The organism is Rhodococcus spelaei (assembly GCF_006704125.1).
GTDB lineage: Bacteria > Actinomycetota > Actinomycetes > Mycobacteriales > Mycobacteriaceae > Rhodococcus_G > Rhodococcus_G spelaei.
Window position 1 is genome coordinate 372,863 of record NZ_VIGH01000001.1, and the last position, 14,855, is coordinate 387,717.

Genomic DNA, 14,855 nt, shown 5'->3' on the forward strand with positions numbered 1-14,855 from the left:
GGCCCTCGACGGAACGGATCGGGCGCAGGTTAGGGGTCGATTAGGGGTGAGTCGGGCATCCCCCGGCCCCTAGTGTTTCCCCTACCTGCGGGCCCCGGATCGGTGGCGGACGTCAGCGCCCGACGGCGACCAGTGCCCTTACGTCCCAGACCCACACGTCGTCGGCGCGGTGACCTGGGTCGCCGAGCAGGGCCTGCACGGTCTGACGCAGCACCTGCTCCTTCGGCCCGCGGGGCAGCACCAGCACGTCGGCCTGCCAGAACTTCAGGTCGGTCACCGCCTGGGCGCGCATCGCGTCCGTGATCTCGGGCGCAATGCCGGTCTTCTGGGTCTGCGCCAACACGCTCGCGGTCGGCCGGTCGTCGGGTCCGTACTTGGCCTTTTTCTCCGGCCCGACCGGTCCGACGAAGTAGCCGCCGGCGAGTGGGAAGCCGAAGTCGGCGTCGATCTGCCAGGTCAGCGCGCGGGCATCCTCGGGTCGGGGCAGCGGCACGGTGACGAGGGAACCGGAGTCGACGTAGTCGCGCCAGGTCCCGTCGGTGAAGAACTTGGGGGCGGCGGAACGGTCGATGGCTTGGAGGGGCGCCGGAGCGAGCGGCAGCAGGGCGAGCAGCAGACCGAGACACCACGGGATCAGTGCTGCCCGCTCGCGTAGCGCGCGGTCGGTGGCCAGGGCCAGCAGCAGCGCGATCGCCGGGACAGCGCCCATCGCGAAGCGGGTCTCGAGCACCGACTCGAGCAGCGGCAGGTTCGCGATCCACTTCCAGGGCAGCTCGATGCCGGTGTCACTGCGGCCGATCATCAACCGGGAGCCGAGCGAGAGCACGATCATCACCGCGGTCGTGGCGGACGCCGCCCGCGCGACCGGTGACCGTCGTAGCCATGCGGCCGCTGAGACAACCACGGCGAGCAGGGGCCAGCCGAAGTACGCGTTCTGCTCGGTGGGGTTGATCGCGACGTCCTGGCCGGGGTTGGTGTGCCCGCCGAGGGACTGTGTCGGGAACTGCAGCACGGCCTTGAGGTCGTTGCCCATCAGCCCGTGATCGATGGCGTGGTAGCTCTGCGGGCCGAAGAACTGCCACCACAGCGGGGCCGCGGTGAGCACCACAGCGATGGCGGCGGCCAGCAGCAGCGGACGCACGGCGTTGCGGGCGGCGGGCGCAGCCAGTCGGGGTCGGAACGCGAAGTAGCACGCGGTGAACACGGCGAAGGTCAGGGCCGTGATGAGCAGCGGCTCCTCGCCGAGTGCGATCTGAGCGGCGACGAGCAGACCGAGGACGACTGCGGTGCGCGGGCCCGCTCCGCGGCCGAGTCGGATCACGCAACCGAGGATCAGCGGGAGCAGTGCCAGGACGACGAAGTTGGGGTGACCGTTGGCGTGCGAGATCATCGCCGGGGCGAACCCGCAGAACAGGCCCCCGACAGCCGCGGCCGCGCGGGACTGCACGGCGTAGCGGGCGAGGAGCCAGTACCAGGCGAACGCGGTGCCCGCGAGCCCCGCGGTGAGGACGAGCGTCCAGGTGACGGTCGGGCCGAACAGCAGGGTGACGGGGGCGAGCGGGATGCTGACCCCGAACATGGCGGTGTTGGCCATGAGATTGACGCCCTGCGGATAGTTCTGCAGGACGGTGCCCAGGGGGTTGTCGAGGTGGGTGATCGAGCGGGCCGCGACGGCGAAGAACCACTCCCACATCCGCTGGTCCTGGCCGCTGTCGACGAGGTAGCCGGTCGCTGGTGAGCGCCACTGCCGGGAGAGGACGAAGACCGCGAGTGCGGTGAACCCGACGGCCGCAGCGACGTCGGGTCGGGTCAGGCGCGGTCGCAGGCGCCGTCCGACGGTGCGGAGCCGGGACGCGTCGGGCGCAGTGGTGGTGCTGATCGGTGCCTGGTCGACGGCGTTGTCGTGCTCGGCGCGGTCGGGTGCGGTGCCCGCGGTGTGACCAGGAGTCAGCGTCATGCACCCATCCCGTCAGTCGGCGGCAGACGGGACGTCGGCCGCGGTGCTAGTCGGATACCGTACCGATCCACCCTGTGAGGTGGCTGGGTACGGCCCGCACACCGGGACCGAGCGGACCAGGCTTCGGCTGCCCGTCACTTGCTCGGCGCGGACAGCGTCTTGGTGTACAGCACCGTCCCCGCGGCGTCGAGCAGGTCGACGGTCAGGTCGGCGGTGGCACCGTCGATCCGGACCTCGCCGAAGTGCTGGAACCCCTCCATCGGGGAGGCCTTCGGGGTGGGCGGGGCGTGCACGAAGACGGCCTCCGGTCCGAACGTGCCGTCGAGCTTGTTGGGTCCGAACCCGCCGGCGTTGAGGGGTCCGGACACGAATTCCCAGAACTCGTCGAAGTCCTTGTAACTGGCCCGCTCGGGCGAGTAGTGATGAGCGGCGGTGTAGTGGACGTCGGCGGTGAGCCAGACGATACCGGTGACATTCTTGGCCTTGACGGCCGAAAGGACCTGAGCCACCTCGGTTTCCCGGCCGAGGGGCTGGCCCGGGTCACCCTGGGCGACGGCCTCGTAGGCGGTGTCACCGTCGGGGACCACCAGGCCGAGGGGAAGGTCGTTGGCGATGATCTTCCAAGTCGCGGTGGACCGTCCGAGTTCGTCGATCAGCCACCGGGTCTGCTCGGCGCCGAGGATCCGCCCGGCCGGGCCGTTGTTCGCGTCGTTGGCGTCCTTGTAGCTGCGCATGTCGAGCACGAACACGTCGAGCAGTGGTCCGTACCCGATCTTGCGGTAGACCCGGCCGTCGACTGCCTCGGTCGGCTGGACCGGCTGCCACTCGTGGAATGCCTGGAAGGCGTGGCCGGCGAGTACGTCGACGTTCTTCTCGGTGTACTCGGGCAGGTCCAGGATCTCGCCGGGGTACCAGTTGTTGACGGTTTCGTGGTCGTCCCACTGGACGATCTGCGCCACCGAGGAGTTGAAACGACGGTAGTTCTCGTCGAGCAGGTTGTACGCGAACTGGCCGCGGTACTGGTCGAGGGTCTGCGCCACGGCACTCTTGGACTCGGTGACGACGTTTCGCCAGATCCGGCCGTCGGGCAGGGTGACGGTCTCCTTGAGCGGACCGTCGGCGTAGACGACGTCGCCGGAGTGCAGGAACAGGTGCGGGTCGCGGGAAGCCATGGTGTCGAAGATCTTCATCCCGCCGATGTCGGGGTTGATGCCGAAGCCTTGGCCCGCGGTGTCGCCCGACCACTGGAGGGTGATGTCGGAGGCCTTGTCGGGTGCGGTGCGGAAGACACCGGTGACCGGTTCGGAGGTGGCGCGGTCCTCGCCCTCGAGGGTGACGCGGTAGTGGATCTGCTCACCGGCGGGCAATCCGGTCAGACGCAGACGCCCGGTGCCGTCGGTGGCCGGCGTGAGCATGCCGCCCTCGAATCGCGTCGGGGATGTGAACGATTCGCTCGCGGAGGTCTCGACGACGAGCTTCGCGGGCCGGTCTGCTCGCGCCCAGATCAGTGCGCCGTCCCGGCGCACATCGCCTGCGGCGACACCGTGGCTGAGAACCGGGCGATCGCGAAGCAGGGCGGTCGAGGAGGCCGATGACCCGCTGGCGGTGTTGCTCCCGCCGGTGGAGCAGGCGGCCGCGGGAACGGCGATCAGCCCGAGCGCGGCGGAGCGGAGCAGGGTTCGGCGCGACAGGTACACGGGTTCTCCTCACGAGTGGGGTGCCTGCGCCTCGTAGACGCGACGGCTTGTGAGGGTGACGAACGAAAACCAACGTTCGGTAAAGGTCGGGTGATGGTCGGACGGAGACTCGGTGTCGATGTTTCTTGTGAATCGGCGCCGTGATGGAACCTCAGCTTGACTCGACTCCCCGACTCCCCGACTCCCCGACGCGCCGGCCTCAGCGGTGAATCTCATTGCGGCGGGAATTGGTGCTCGAGCCGCGTGACGGGGTCTTCGGGTTCAGGAGGCGGCGTCGCGGCGGACCGGCGGATCCGCGAGTGCGTGTGCGACGCGGTCGAGCGAGAGGTCGAGGACCTGTGCGAGTGCTGCGACCGTGAAGAACGCCGGTGTCGCGATCCGGCCGGTTTCGATCTTGCGCAGGGTTTCCGCCGAGATGCCAGCGCTAGTCGCGACGTCGGCCATGCTCGCCGATCCCCGCGCAGCGCGTAGCAGTTCGCCCAGCCGCTGGCCCCGTTCGAGTTCCTCCGCCGTGAGCGGCACGCGCACCATGTGCCTATAGTAATACCGGTATAACTATTGGAACTGGGAGTGTGGGAGCAATGGTCGAGATCAAGACGGAACGTGAAGTGCAGGCGATGCGGGCCGCGGGACGAGTCGTCGCGGCCGCACTCGACGCCGCGCGCGCGACCGCCGCGGTCGGGGTGAGCCTGCGTGACCTCGACGCGGCCGCGGCCGAGACGATCCGGGCGGCCGGCGCCACGCCCGCCTTCCTCGGCTACCGCCCCGACTGGGCCCCGAGCCCGTTTCCAGGCGTCGTCTGCGCCAGTGTCAATGATGCGGTGGTGCACGGCATTCCGACGGACTACCGGCTTGTGGACGGTGATCTCGTCAGCCTCGACTGCGGAGCGTTCCTCGACGGCTGGTGCGGCGACTCCGCAGTCAGCTTCGTGGTGGGCGAGGCCGACCCCGAGGACCTCCGGCTGATCGCCGACACCGAGACTGCGCTGGCGCGGGGCATCGAGGCGGCCAGGGTGGGAAACCGGATCGGCGACATCGCCGATGCCATCGGCACTTTCGCGCGATCCCAGGGGTGGGGCCTGCTCGCCGATCACGGCGGCCACGGCATCGGACGTGCCATGCACGAGGACCCGGACGTGCCCAACGAGGGACGGCCCGGTCGAGGCATGAAACTTCGGCCCGGCCTGGTGCTCGCTCTCGAACCCATGCTCATCCGAGGCGGCACCGACGACTACCGGCACGACGCCGACGGGTGGACCCTCCGCACGCTGGACGGAACGAGGGCTGCGCACAGCGAGCACACCGTCGCGATCACCGCGGGCGGCCCGGTGGTCCTGACCGCTGCGTGACCCGCGGGACGGTCGAGGTGGCGGAGAACGCTCTGCTCACACCCGCCGCAGGCCGAGACGCTCGATTCCGCGATCCACGCACAGGTTTCGACGAAATGTGCACACTTTCGGCTGGGTTGTCAGCACTTTCCGCGAATTCGCCAGCATCGAAAGATATTTCGCGCGAAGTTGATGTTGTCGACGTCGCGTGTCTACGAGTTCCCCCGGTTCTGCGTGCCATGATCAATCATGGCCTGGCTTCGTTGCGGCAGTGGGCAAGTTCAGAGAACGCAGAGCGGTAGGCATGCGTGCCTACCGCGAAATGCGGTGGTGCGATGAGCTCTACGGAGAAGCAGAGGAAGCCGGTGGCGGCGTCCGCGGCCACGCCGTCGGAGCCACCCACGTTGCCGCGTCCCCCGGTGGTGGAGCCGTCACGGGTGCTGTGCCCGGGGGCCGTTCTCCTGGACGGACGATATCGGTTGCTCGCGCCCTGCGGCGGAGTCGACGGCCTCGAATTCTGGCACGCAACGGACTTGGCGGTCGGCCGCGAAGTGGCGCTGACCATAGTCGCTTCCGGCACCGACCCGAGCGAGTCGGCGGAGATGTTCGGTCGGACGATCTGGTTGTGCCGGATCAGATCGGCTGCGGTCGCGCGGATTCTCGACATGGTGGGCACGGATTCCCTGTCTCTCGTGGTCGCCGAGTGGATACCGAGCGTGTCTCTGCGCGAGGCCGTCGGGGGCGAGACGTCGCCGTCGGGAGCGGCCAGGGCGGCCACCGCGTTGGCCGAGGCGGTGGCGGAGGCCCACGAGCTCGGTACCGTGCTGTCGCTGGACGGCGCGAGTCGGGTGCGGGTGAGCCTGGACGGTGCCGCCTACCTGGCGTTCCCCGGCACACGGGCCAACGCGCGTCCCGAGGTGGACCTGCACGGACTGGGCCGCGTGCTCGGTGCGCTGACATCCGGATCCCTGGACACCGCGCCGCTTCCCGAGGGCACGCCGCCGGAACTGTCGACCGCGATCGCCGAACTGCTGCGTCCAGGCACGACGACGACCGCGGCCGCGACCGCCGACACCCTCGCCGACGTCACCGAGACGGCGCGAGCGGCGGCGGCCACCGTCGTCACCCCGGCGGACGCCGACACCATGTCGCCACGCCGGCTGGCGATCCTGTCGGCGGCCGCCGTGACGACCGTGCTGGTACTGGGCACGATCGGATGGTTGATCGGCACCGCTGCGGTCACCTCTCCGGACCCGGAGGCTCCCGGACTGGCGGCGGTCCTGCCCGTCGCCACCGCAGCGGCCGAACCTGCACCGCCACCTGCGGTTCCTGTCATTCCCGTCGGTGCGTCGGTGTTCTCGCCTCAGCAGTTCCCCGACAACTCCGCCGACGCGGGGCTGGCGATCGACGCGAACTTCGCCACCGGGTGGTCCACCGACTCCTACCGGCAGCAGTTCCCGGCGTTCAAGAACGGCGTCGGCCTGGTCGTCGCGCTGCCGCCGGACACGGTGACGCGCGCGGTGTGGATCGTCTCGTCCACACCCGGTGCGCGAGTGGAGATCCGGACGCCCCCGCCGCCGGGCGGACGGCTCGAGGACACGACGGTGCTCGGCGAGGGGGTGCTGGGTCCGCGTGACACCACCATCGCGCTGCGGGACGCGGGGCCGGCGTCCGGCCTACTCGTGTGGATCTCGGGACTGACCGGCGTCGAGGGGTCCTACCACGCCGATCTCGCCGAGATCGGCTTCACCAGCTGACCTCCCGGCGGCCGGCTACTCGGCCGACCCGTACGGCCTGGCGATGATCTCCATGGCGTGCCCTGCCGGATCGCTGAAATACACGCCGCGGCCGCCGTGATTGGTGTTGATCTCGCCGGGCAGCCGCATCTGTGGGTCTGCCCAGTGCGCGATTGCGCCGTCGAGGATGCGGGCATAGATCCGGTCGAAGGCCTCGTCGTCGACGAGGAAGGCGTAGTGCTGTATCTGAATCTCGTCGACGGGTGGTTCGGCGAAATGGAGCTGCACACCCTCGTCGAGTTCGACGGTGGTGAACGGGCCCCACGGCGTCGGCTCGGGTAGTCCGAAGAGGGTGGCCAGGAAGTCGGCCGAGTGCTGACGGTCTTTCGCCGCGATGATGGTGTGGTTGAACGTGATGGTCACAGTGACCCCTTGATGTTCGACGCCTCCATGCCTGACGCAGTCCGTCATCGACACGCGACGCTGCCGACATTCAACCGGCCCGGAAGCGGGCTCGCAAGCCCGCCCGGCGCCGACCGATGAGTTTTGCGCTCGCGCGGGGTCTGTACTCCAGAGACCGATCACGGAAGGGTGAGGTGCATGACCGAGAGCGCAGTTCGTGGAGAGTTCGCCCCGCTGGCGGAGCCGTACCGACGGGAGTTGCTGGCCCACTGTTACCGAATGTCAGGCTCGGTGCACGACGCCGAGGACCTGGTCCAGGAGGTGTACCTGAAGGCGTGGCGGGCCTACGACCGGTTCGAGGGCCGCTCCTCGCTGCGGACCTGGCTGTACCGGATCGCGACGACCACGTGCCTGACCGCGCTCGAGAGCAAGGGCAAGCGACCGTTGCCCACCGGCCTCGGCGCGCCCAGCTCCGACCCTGCCGACGACCTCGTCGAACAGCGGGAGGTGCCGTGGCTCGAGCCGATTCCCGACACCCTGCTCGGCACCGGAGCGAGCGATCCCGCGGTGGTCGCGACGTCCCGCGAGAGCATGAGGCTGGCGCTGATCGCGGCGCTGCAGTTCCTGCCGCCGAAGCAGCGGGCGGTGCTGATCCTGCGTGAGGTGCTGGCCTGGCCTGCGGCGGACGTGGCCGAGCTGCTCGGCACCAGCACCGCGGCAGTCAACAGTGCGTTGCAGCGGGCCCGCGCGCAGATCGACCAGGCCGCGCCGACGGAGGACGCCGTCGTGGAACCGGTCCGGCCGGATCAGCGTGAGCTGCTCGACCGGTACATGGCGGCGTTCGAGACGTACGACATGGCGGCATTGAAGGAACTGTTCACCGAGGACGCGGTCTGGGAGATGCCGCCGTTCGTCGGCTGGTACCAGGGTCCGGACGCGATCCGTTCTCTCATCGAGAACAACTGCCCGGCACAGGGGCCCGGCGACATGAAGCTGATTCCGACGGTGTCGAACGGGCAGCCGGCGTTCGCGATGTACATGCGCGACCCCGACGGCGTCCACCGCGCGTTCCAGCTGCAGGTGGTCACGCTGGGACCGTCCGGGATCGGTCACGTGACCGCGTTCTTCGACGTCGCGCTGTTCGCCAAGTTCGGTCTGCCCGAAGTGTGGGGCGCTCCGTCGGCTCCGCTCGAGTCATGACCGGCAGCGCGGTGGTGTGGCCGGTGGCCGACCCGGTCGCACTGCTCGAGCGGGCAATCGGTTACACGCTCGGCAGCCTGCAACTGGTGACGCCGCAGGACATGTCGGCGCCCACGCCGTGTCGTGAGTGGGACCTGCGGGCACTGCTGGCACACATGAACGACGCCCTCGCGACCCTGCAGGAGGCCGTCGACGATCGGACGGTGACGCTGGTCCCCGACCCGGTGGCGCCCGATCCCGATGCCGATCCCGTTGCCGCCCTACGGGATCGGGCCTGTCATCTGCTCGGGTCCTGGGCCGGGTCCGGTGACCCCGCGCCCATCCGGATCGGCGAGGTCCCGGTGCTGGCGGACATCGTGCCCTCCGCCGGGGCGCTCGAGGTCGCGGTACACGGGTGGGACGTGTCCGTCGCGTGTGGTCGCCCCCGTCCGATACCGTCCGCCCTCGCGGGCGAATTGCTCACCTGCGCAGCGCTATTCGTCACGGATGCGGACCGGTCGGTGCGCTTCGGCCCGCCCGTCGAGGTGTCGGGAGATGCGGGGGCGGGGGAGCGGTTGCTGGCGTTCCTCGGGCGTGATCCGCGTGGTCTACCCCGGCCTTAACCGAGCGACAGGTCGATCAGCCGCTGCGCCGCCAGGTCGGTTCGTTCGATGTCGCCGGTGATGAGCCGATCCAGCAGGATGCCACGAAGGCCGGACACGAGCAGCGTTGAAACCACGGTCGCCTCGCCCACCTCGGATCCGAGCCGCACGAGTACACCGGTGAGCGAGGCAACCAGTGTTTCGATGGCTGCCGTGGAGTACTCGACGAACGGTCCCTGCTGCACGCACGCGGTGCCCATCACCTGCAGTAGTACCCGCGTATGGGTGGAATGCTCGCCGCTCGTCAGCGCAGCCCACAACTCCCGCATCCTGGCCGGGAGCATCGCCCGACTCGACACGTCGGCGAACCGTTCTTCGATGTCGGGCCGCTGCGTTGCCAGTGCCTGCGCGAGCAACTCCTCCTTGCTGCCGAAGTAGTGGATGAGCATTCGCGAACTCGTGCCCAGCGCCGCCGCGAGGGGGCGCAGGGACAGGTCGGCGAGACCGCGTTCGCCGATGTAGTCGATTACCTGGGCGAGAATTTCCGCGCGTTTCGCGTGGTCGGGTGGGCGAGCCATGGGTTGACTGTAGCGACCGCTACAGGTATTTGTTGTCATCGTGACTGTAACGATCGCTTCAGAAACTGCCCGTCGTGTGCGGCCCGTCGTGGCCACCGCTGTTGCGGCGACGACGTCGATCGCGGACTGCATCGACGACACGTGGGACGGTTTGCTGCACGGCCGCAGTGGGATTGCCCAACTCGAAGACGAGTTCGTGGACCAGTACGACCTCCCGGTACGCATCGGCGGCAAGTTGCAATCGCTGCCATCGGCGAGGTTGACCAGGGTGGAACATCGCAGGCACTCGTTCGTCGAACAGATGGCCCTCGTGCTCGGTAGGCAGGTCTGGGCCGAAGCGGGCAGTCCCGAGGTCGACCGTGAACGACTCGCGGTGGTGGTCGGTACCGGGCTCGGCGGCGGCGACGCCCTGGTCGACGCGGTCGATGCGCTTCGCGGCGGCGGGTACCGAAAAGTCTCGCCGATGTCCGTTCCGATGGTGATGCCCAACGGGCCGGCCGCGACTGTTGGTCTCGAAATCGGAGCCAAGGGAGGTGTTTTCGCACCGACCTCGGCCTGTTCGTCGGGATCGGAGGCTATCGCGCACGCCTGGCGACTGATCGCCACGGGTGAGGCCGACGTCGTCGTCGCCGGTGGTGTCGAAGGACAGATCGGCGCCGTCCCGATCGCGAGTTTCGCCATGATGCGCGCCATGAGCACCCGAAATGGAGAACCGGATCGCGCGTCACGCCCATTCGACCGCGACCGAGACGGCTTCGTGATGGGCGAGGCAGGCGCACTCATGGTGCTCGAGTCCGAAGCGCACGCAAGGGCCCGTGGGGCAGAGGCATTCGGCCGAGTGCTCGGGGCCGGCATCACCTCCGACGCATTCCACATCGTGGCTTCCGACCCCGACGGAATCGGGGCCGCTCGTGCGATGCGCAAGGCGATCGAGAGCGCCGGCCTCAGCCCCTCGGACATCGACCACGTCAACGCTCACGCGACGTCCACCCCGGTGGGCGACGCGTCCGAAGCGAACGCGATCATGGCGGTGACCAAGGGCGCGACGGTCTATGCGCCGAAGTCGGCCCTCGGTCACTCGATCGGGGCGGTCGGCGCCCTCGAGGCGATCCTCACCATGTCGACGATTCGTGATCAGGTTGTCCCGCCGACCTTGAACCTCGAAAACCAGGATCCTGCAGTAGATCTGGACATCGTCTCAGGTTCCGCGCGCAATCAGCGGGTAGACTACGACCTGAGCAATTCGTTCGGCTTCGGCGGCCACAACGTCACCCTGGCCTTCGGTCGGGCGTAGCGACGATGCTCCCCTAGTCGGCCGCCGCGATCGCCCGCAGCACCCCGAACGTCTCCTGCTCGTCCTGTTCGGTGCCGGGGTACCGGTCCGCGAGATCCATGCCGGCGGAACGACTTGCGTGTCACCGACGCGGCCGTCGTCCAGGACGAGCTGACCGATCTTCGCGAAGTCGCGCGCGGTGGCGTTGATGCAGCAGAACGCCTTCTCCTGCCCGCCGCCCCGGTCGAGGTTCCAGGTGGCGTCGTTCTCCGCGCCGATCGGACCCCACAGGTCGTGTGAACTGCGCGCCCCGGTGGTCGCGGACGAAGGCGTCGAGGTCGCGGGTGAGGTACATCCGGGTGGTGCCGGTCAGGGGGGTCATCGATGACGGCAAGGCGGCCCCGGCGGCGACGCGGAATCGCGAAACGGGCTACGCGACGCCCTCCCAGGCGAACGGGGCGAAGGCCTCGTCGACCGGCGCCCCGGTCATGCGGTTGGCGAAGGTCGACAGTGTGTAGGTGCCGAGGCCCAGCACGACCTCCAGCGCCTGCCGGGGGGTGAAGCCGGCGTCGAGGAACGCGCGCATCCGGACGTCGTCGACGGCGCCCGCGGTATCGAGCACGGCCAGGGTGAACTGCCGCAGCGTCTCCAGGCGCGGATCGCCGAGCGGACGGCGCTCACGTAGCGCGGCAATGAGTTCGGGCGAGGCTGCGTCCCGGGTGAGTCGCGCCGAGTGCAGGGCGACGCAGAGGTGGCATTCGTGGCGCGTGGCGATCGCGAAGACCACCACCTCGCGTTCGAGGTGGCTCAGCGTGCCGTGCTCGAACAGGGCGTTCGTCCTGGCGAATGCCTGCGTCAGTTCCGGCGACTCGGCCATCAGTGCCGTCGCGGCGGGGAGGAAGCCGAACTGCTGCTCGACCGCGGCCATGGTCGGGCGGGCGGCGGTCGGGGCGGTCGCGGTGGTGTGGGCGGTGAACGTCATGGTGGCTTCCTTCGGATAGGGTCGACAACGTGGTTGTCCAAACGGTAAACCTGGTTGTCGATATTGCGCAAGGGGTGCGACATGAGTGAGCGCGCGGGTCCGGGCTTCGAACTGCCCCTCTTGCTGTTTGCCGGGTTCCGGTCGCTGATCGACGAGACGCACCGCAGGCTTGCGGAGCAGGGACATCCGGACATGCGGCCCGCGTACGGATTCGCGATGCAGGCGGTCGGGCTCGACGGTGCCAGCGCCAGTGAGGTGGGCAGGCGACTCGGCATCTCGAAGCAGGCTGCCGGCAAGACCCTCGACCGCCTGGAGTCGATGGGATACGTTTCCCGACAACCGGATCCGTCGGATGCCCGGGCCAAGCGGGTGGTGCTCACCGAACTGGGCCTCGACAGCCTGCGACGCGCGGGCGCAATCTTCGACCGGTTGCAGGCCGACTGGGCGCGCGCGATCGGGGCCGACAGGCTCCGCGCCCTCGAGGACGACCTGCGCACCGTCACCGCCGGTCAGGCGTACCGGCTGGACGCGCAGGCCTGGTTCGGCGGCTGACGAGCGGCTCAGTCGCCGTAGAAGCTCGCCGCATCCACCTCGGCGAGCGGGATCCGGTCCGGTGTCCTGCCCGCCGCGGACCGGCCGGTGGTCGCCGGCCGGCGCTCTCGCAGCGTGACTGCGAGCGCGGGCTCCTCGTCGATCCGTTGGACCAGGCAGTAGACGGCGGCAAGGTGGTGCAGGCACGGGTTCCGGCGGCCCGCGCACCCGCAGGTCGTGGTGTGGTCGGCGACGTCACCGGTCACCGAGATGCCCTTCGCGACAAGGTCGGCAACCACGCTGTCGGGAATCTCGCCCGCCGCGACCCGACGGTCGCGGGCGCCGACGCGGGTGAGCAGGGCGCGGGCGGCGGTCGACTCCTTGCGGTCCCACAGTGGCAGGTCGATCCCGACCGGGACGGTCTTGCCGCGGACGGTGACCTCGGCTCGGATCCGGCCCGCCTCGACGGCGGTGAGGGTGACCGAGCCGTTTCCGGCCAGCGTGCGAGCTTGGGGCAACAGTGAATTCGGCGTCGACGTAGTCGTGGACTCGACCGTCCGCAGCCACGCCCGTCCCCATGCGGTGACTCCGAGCTTCGTGGCCATCAGTTTGCTCCGATCGCGTCGAGGTCGAGCAGGGCGCGCAGCTGCGCGTCGGGCAGGTCCGCGAGTGCGGCCTCCGCGTTGCCGGAGATCGACTCCGCGACAGCACGTTTCGACTCGTGCATCGCGGCGATGTGGTCCTCGACGGTGCCGCCGGTGACGAGGGTGTGCACGTTGACGGTGCGCCGCTGGCCGATCCGGTGGGCGCGGTCGGTGGCCTGATCCTCCACGGCCGGGTTCCACCAGCGGTCGTAGTGCAGGACATGGCTCGCCCGAGTGAGATTGAGTCCGAAACCCGCCGCCCGGAGACTGAGGATCAGCACCGGCGGCGCGTCGGGTGCGGACTGGAAGGCCTCGACGAGCTCGTCGCGGCGCGCCACGCTCAGCCCGCCGTGCAGGAACGGAACCTCGCCCAGGCCCAGTTCGGCGGTCAGGTGCGACGACAGCAGCTCGCCCATGGTGCGGTACTGGGTGAACACGAGCGCGCGGTCGCCGTCCGCGACGATCTCCGACAGCATTTCGGTTGCGCGGTCGAACTTTCCGGACCGCCCCGACAACCGGTCGCCCTCGTGACCGAGCTGCGCGGGGTGGTTGCACACCTGCTTGAGGGTGGTCAACAGCGCCAGCACGTTGCCGCGCCGGGCGATGCCGCTGCCCAGTCCCGCGTCGAACGCGGTCTCCACGGCGGCGCGGTACAGGCGAGCCTGCTCGTCGGTCAAGGTGCACGCGATCGTCGCGTACTGCTTCGGGGGCAGGTCCGTCGCGACCAGTGCCTTGGTGCGGCGCAAGACGTACGGGTCGATCACCGTGGCCAGGCGCGCCGCGGCCGAGGCGGAGCGACCGGACTCGATCGGCGCGGCGAACCGCTGCCGGAACCGGGACCGGGTGCCCAGCACCCCCGGGTTGGTGACGTGCAGCAGCGACCACAGTTCCTCGAGCCGGTTCTCGACCGGCGTGCCCGTCATCGCGACCTTGATCGTCGCCTCCAGCCGGGCGGCAGCCTTGGCGGCCTGCGAGCCGGGATTCTTGATCTGCTGGGCCTCGTCGAAGATCACCGCGTCCCACTTCGCCGCCGCCAGGGCGTCGGCGTCGGAGCGCAGGACGCTGTAGCTGGTCAGGACGATGGAAGTCGGGTCTGCCGGCAGGGATCGGTGCGGACCGTGGTGCACCGTCACCGCGAGGTCCGGTGCGAAACGGTCGATCTCCCGCCGCCAGTTGCCGATCACCGAGGTCGGGCACACCACCAGGTGCGGGCCCGGGCGGGTGGCCAGCAGGGCGATCGCCTGCAGCGTCTTGCCCAGGCCCATCTCGTCGGCCAGGATGCCGCCGCCCTCGCCCGCGAGCGCGCGGAGCCAGGCCACCCCGTGAATCTGGTAGGGCCGTAGGGTCGCTCGGATGCGCGCGGCCCGAAGGTCCCGGGTGAGGGCGGCGGTCGCGCCGAACCGGCGCAGCGTCGCCGCCGCCCCGTCGATGGTGGACTCGTCGCCGTCGAGGGCCGCATGCGCGGCGGCCGGCATCGACGCGGCGAGATCGGCGACGTCGCCGTCCGCCACCTGCGCCGCTCGCTGCCAGGCCCGCACCGACGCCCCCACCTCGTCGGCGGGCAGGTCGGGACGCAGGTCGCGCAGCGCGGGCAGGGCCGTGGGCACGTCGACCAGTCGTGCCTGCACGGTCCGCGGTGCGACCGTCGTCGCGTCGACGGGCACCGCGAGCCGCACCTGCGCCGGAGTGCCGGACGGGAGGCCGTATGCCGTCAGGGCCGCCTCGACGTCGTCGACGCCCCACCACGCGAGCGACGCCTGCGCGGGCACGAGGGTGGCCTGCAGGCGTCCGGGATTCGGGTTCGACTCGTCCATGGTCGCCGAGGGTAGCGCCGGCCCCGCTCTTCTTGCCACGATAAATCTGCAGTTCAGCTGTGGTTTTCCCGACATTGACGGAACCCGGTCTGTGCGGCTCTGACCGGGCGGCGATGAGTTTTCCGACCGCCG

Annotated in this window: 14 protein-coding genes; 6 read left to right on the top strand and 8 right to left on the bottom strand. The window is 69.6% G+C overall.

Going from position 1 to position 14,855, the window contains the following annotated elements; genetic code table 11:
* Positions 1-112: 112 nt before the first annotated feature.
* The 3 genes from FK531_RS01655 to FK531_RS01665 all read right to left on the bottom strand — a co-directional run bounded on the left by FK531_RS01655 (position 113) and on the right by FK531_RS01665 (position 4,185).
* On the bottom strand, positions 113-1,957 hold the full coding sequence (locus FK531_RS01655; protein WP_181762772.1) for a glycosyltransferase family protein: 1,845 nt from the start codon (positions 1,955-1,957) through the stop codon (positions 113-115).
* Between the two features lie 134 nt (positions 1,958-2,091).
* Positions 2,092-3,654, bottom strand: coding sequence for an alkaline phosphatase D family protein (locus tag FK531_RS01660; protein WP_142094901.1), 1,563 nt, complete (start codon positions 3,652-3,654; stop codon positions 2,092-2,094).
* A 261-nt stretch (positions 3,655-3,915) separates the two neighbouring features.
* Positions 3,916-4,185, bottom strand: coding sequence for a helix-turn-helix domain-containing protein (locus tag FK531_RS01665; RefSeq protein WP_142094902.1), 270 nt, complete (start codon positions 4,183-4,185; stop codon positions 3,916-3,918).
* Between the two features lie 50 nt (positions 4,186-4,235).
* On the opposite strand from FK531_RS01665, the gene map reads away from it, so the two are divergent.
* Both map and FK531_RS01675 read left to right on the top strand, forming a co-directional pair.
* A complete protein-coding gene (gene map, locus FK531_RS01670) occupies positions 4,236-5,003 on the top strand; it encodes a type I methionyl aminopeptidase (protein ID WP_142094903.1) in 768 nt (255 codons plus the stop codon).
* A gap of 314 nt (positions 5,004-5,317) precedes the next feature.
* A complete protein-coding gene (locus FK531_RS01675; protein WP_142094904.1) occupies positions 5,318-6,739 on the top strand; it encodes a protein kinase family protein in 1,422 nt (473 codons plus the stop codon).
* A gap of 15 nt (positions 6,740-6,754) precedes the next feature.
* Here FK531_RS01675 and FK531_RS01680 read toward each other — a convergent pair whose 3' ends face one another.
* On the bottom strand, positions 6,755-7,141 hold the full coding sequence (locus tag FK531_RS01680; RefSeq protein ID WP_142094905.1) for a VOC family protein: 387 nt from the start codon (positions 7,139-7,141) through the stop codon (positions 6,755-6,757).
* Between the two features lie 177 nt (positions 7,142-7,318).
* Between FK531_RS01680 and FK531_RS01685 the strand changes: the two genes are divergently transcribed.
* Positions 7,319-8,320, top strand: a complete 1,002-nt coding sequence (locus FK531_RS01685; RefSeq protein WP_142094906.1) for a sigma-70 family RNA polymerase sigma factor — start codon at positions 7,319-7,321, stop codon at positions 8,318-8,320.
* Positions 8,317-8,922: a TIGR03086 family metal-binding protein gene (locus FK531_RS01690; RefSeq protein WP_142094907.1), complete on the top strand. Its 606-nt coding sequence runs from the start codon at positions 8,317-8,319 to the stop codon at positions 8,920-8,922. The genes FK531_RS01685 and FK531_RS01690 overlap by 4 nt, the downstream gene beginning before the upstream one ends.
* On the opposite strand, the gene FK531_RS01695 is transcribed toward FK531_RS01690, so the two are convergent.
* Positions 8,919-9,479 carry a TetR family transcriptional regulator gene (locus FK531_RS01695; RefSeq protein ID WP_142094908.1) on the bottom strand — a complete coding sequence of 187 codons (561 nt, stop codon included), beginning with the start codon at positions 9,477-9,479 and terminating at the stop codon, positions 8,919-8,921. The genes FK531_RS01690 and FK531_RS01695 overlap by 4 nt on opposite strands.
* 40 nt (positions 9,480-9,519) lie before the next feature.
* Between FK531_RS01695 and FK531_RS01700 the strand changes: the two genes are divergently transcribed.
* Positions 9,520-10,773, top strand: coding sequence for a KasA/KasB family beta-ketoacyl-ACP synthase (locus FK531_RS01700; RefSeq protein WP_181762773.1), 1,254 nt, complete (start codon positions 9,520-9,522; stop codon positions 10,771-10,773).
* Positions 10,774-11,182: 409 nt separating this feature from the next.
* Here FK531_RS01700 and FK531_RS01710 read toward each other — a convergent pair whose 3' ends face one another.
* Complete coding sequence (locus FK531_RS01710) at positions 11,183-11,734, bottom strand: carboxymuconolactone decarboxylase family protein (RefSeq protein WP_246097768.1); 552 nt, start codon at positions 11,732-11,734, stop codon at positions 11,183-11,185.
* An 81-nt stretch (positions 11,735-11,815) separates the two neighbouring features.
* On the opposite strand from FK531_RS01710, the gene FK531_RS01715 reads away from it, so the two are divergent.
* Positions 11,816-12,286, top strand: a complete 471-nt coding sequence (locus tag FK531_RS01715; protein WP_142094909.1) for a MarR family winged helix-turn-helix transcriptional regulator — start codon at positions 11,816-11,818, stop codon at positions 12,284-12,286.
* An 8-nt stretch (positions 12,287-12,294) separates the two neighbouring features.
* Here FK531_RS01715 and FK531_RS01720 read toward each other — a convergent pair whose 3' ends face one another.
* Both FK531_RS01720 and FK531_RS01725 read right to left on the bottom strand, forming a co-directional pair.
* Positions 12,295-12,870 (bottom strand): hypothetical protein, encoded by a 576-nt coding sequence (locus FK531_RS01720; protein WP_142094910.1) that lies wholly within the window; start codon positions 12,868-12,870, stop codon positions 12,295-12,297.
* Entirely contained in the window at positions 12,870-14,723 is a 1,854-nt protein-coding gene (locus FK531_RS01725) for a DEAD/DEAH box helicase (RefSeq protein WP_142094911.1), read from the bottom strand. The genes FK531_RS01720 and FK531_RS01725 overlap by 1 nt, the downstream gene beginning before the upstream one ends.
* Between the last annotated feature and the right edge of the window lie 132 nt (positions 14,724-14,855).

Excerpts from the sequence above, each read along its gene's own strand:
- FK531_RS01710 (WP_246097768.1), bottom strand. The coding sequence starts at position 11,734 with ATGACGTTCACCGCCCACACCACCGCGACCGCCCCGACCGCCGCCCGC.
- FK531_RS01725 (WP_142094911.1), bottom strand. The coding sequence starts at position 14,723 with ATGGACGAGTCGAACCCGAATCCCGGACGCCTGCAGGCCACCCTCGTG.
- map (WP_142094903.1), top strand. The coding sequence starts at position 4,236 with ATGGTCGAGATCAAGACGGAACGTGAAGTGCAGGCGATGCGGGCCGCG.
- FK531_RS01695 (WP_142094908.1), bottom strand. The coding sequence starts at position 9,479 with ATGGCTCGCCCACCCGACCACGCGAAACGCGCGGAAATTCTCGCCCAG.
- FK531_RS01715 (WP_142094909.1), top strand. The coding sequence starts at position 11,816 with ATGAGTGAGCGCGCGGGTCCGGGCTTCGAACTGCCCCTCTTGCTGTTT.
- FK531_RS01685 (WP_142094906.1), top strand. The coding sequence starts at position 7,319 with ATGACCGAGAGCGCAGTTCGTGGAGAGTTCGCCCCGCTGGCGGAGCCG.
- FK531_RS01655 (WP_181762772.1), bottom strand. The coding sequence starts at position 1,957 with ATGACGCTGACTCCTGGTCACACCGCGGGCACCGCACCCGACCGCGCC.
- FK531_RS01690 (WP_142094907.1), top strand. The coding sequence starts at position 8,317 with ATGACCGGCAGCGCGGTGGTGTGGCCGGTGGCCGACCCGGTCGCACTG.
- FK531_RS01665 (WP_142094902.1), bottom strand. The coding sequence starts at position 4,185 with ATGGTGCGCGTGCCGCTCACGGCGGAGGAACTCGAACGGGGCCAGCGG.
- FK531_RS01720 (WP_142094910.1), bottom strand. The coding sequence starts at position 12,870 with ATGGCCACGAAGCTCGGAGTCACCGCATGGGGACGGGCGTGGCTGCGG.
- FK531_RS01675 (WP_142094904.1), top strand. The coding sequence starts at position 5,318 with ATGAGCTCTACGGAGAAGCAGAGGAAGCCGGTGGCGGCGTCCGCGGCC.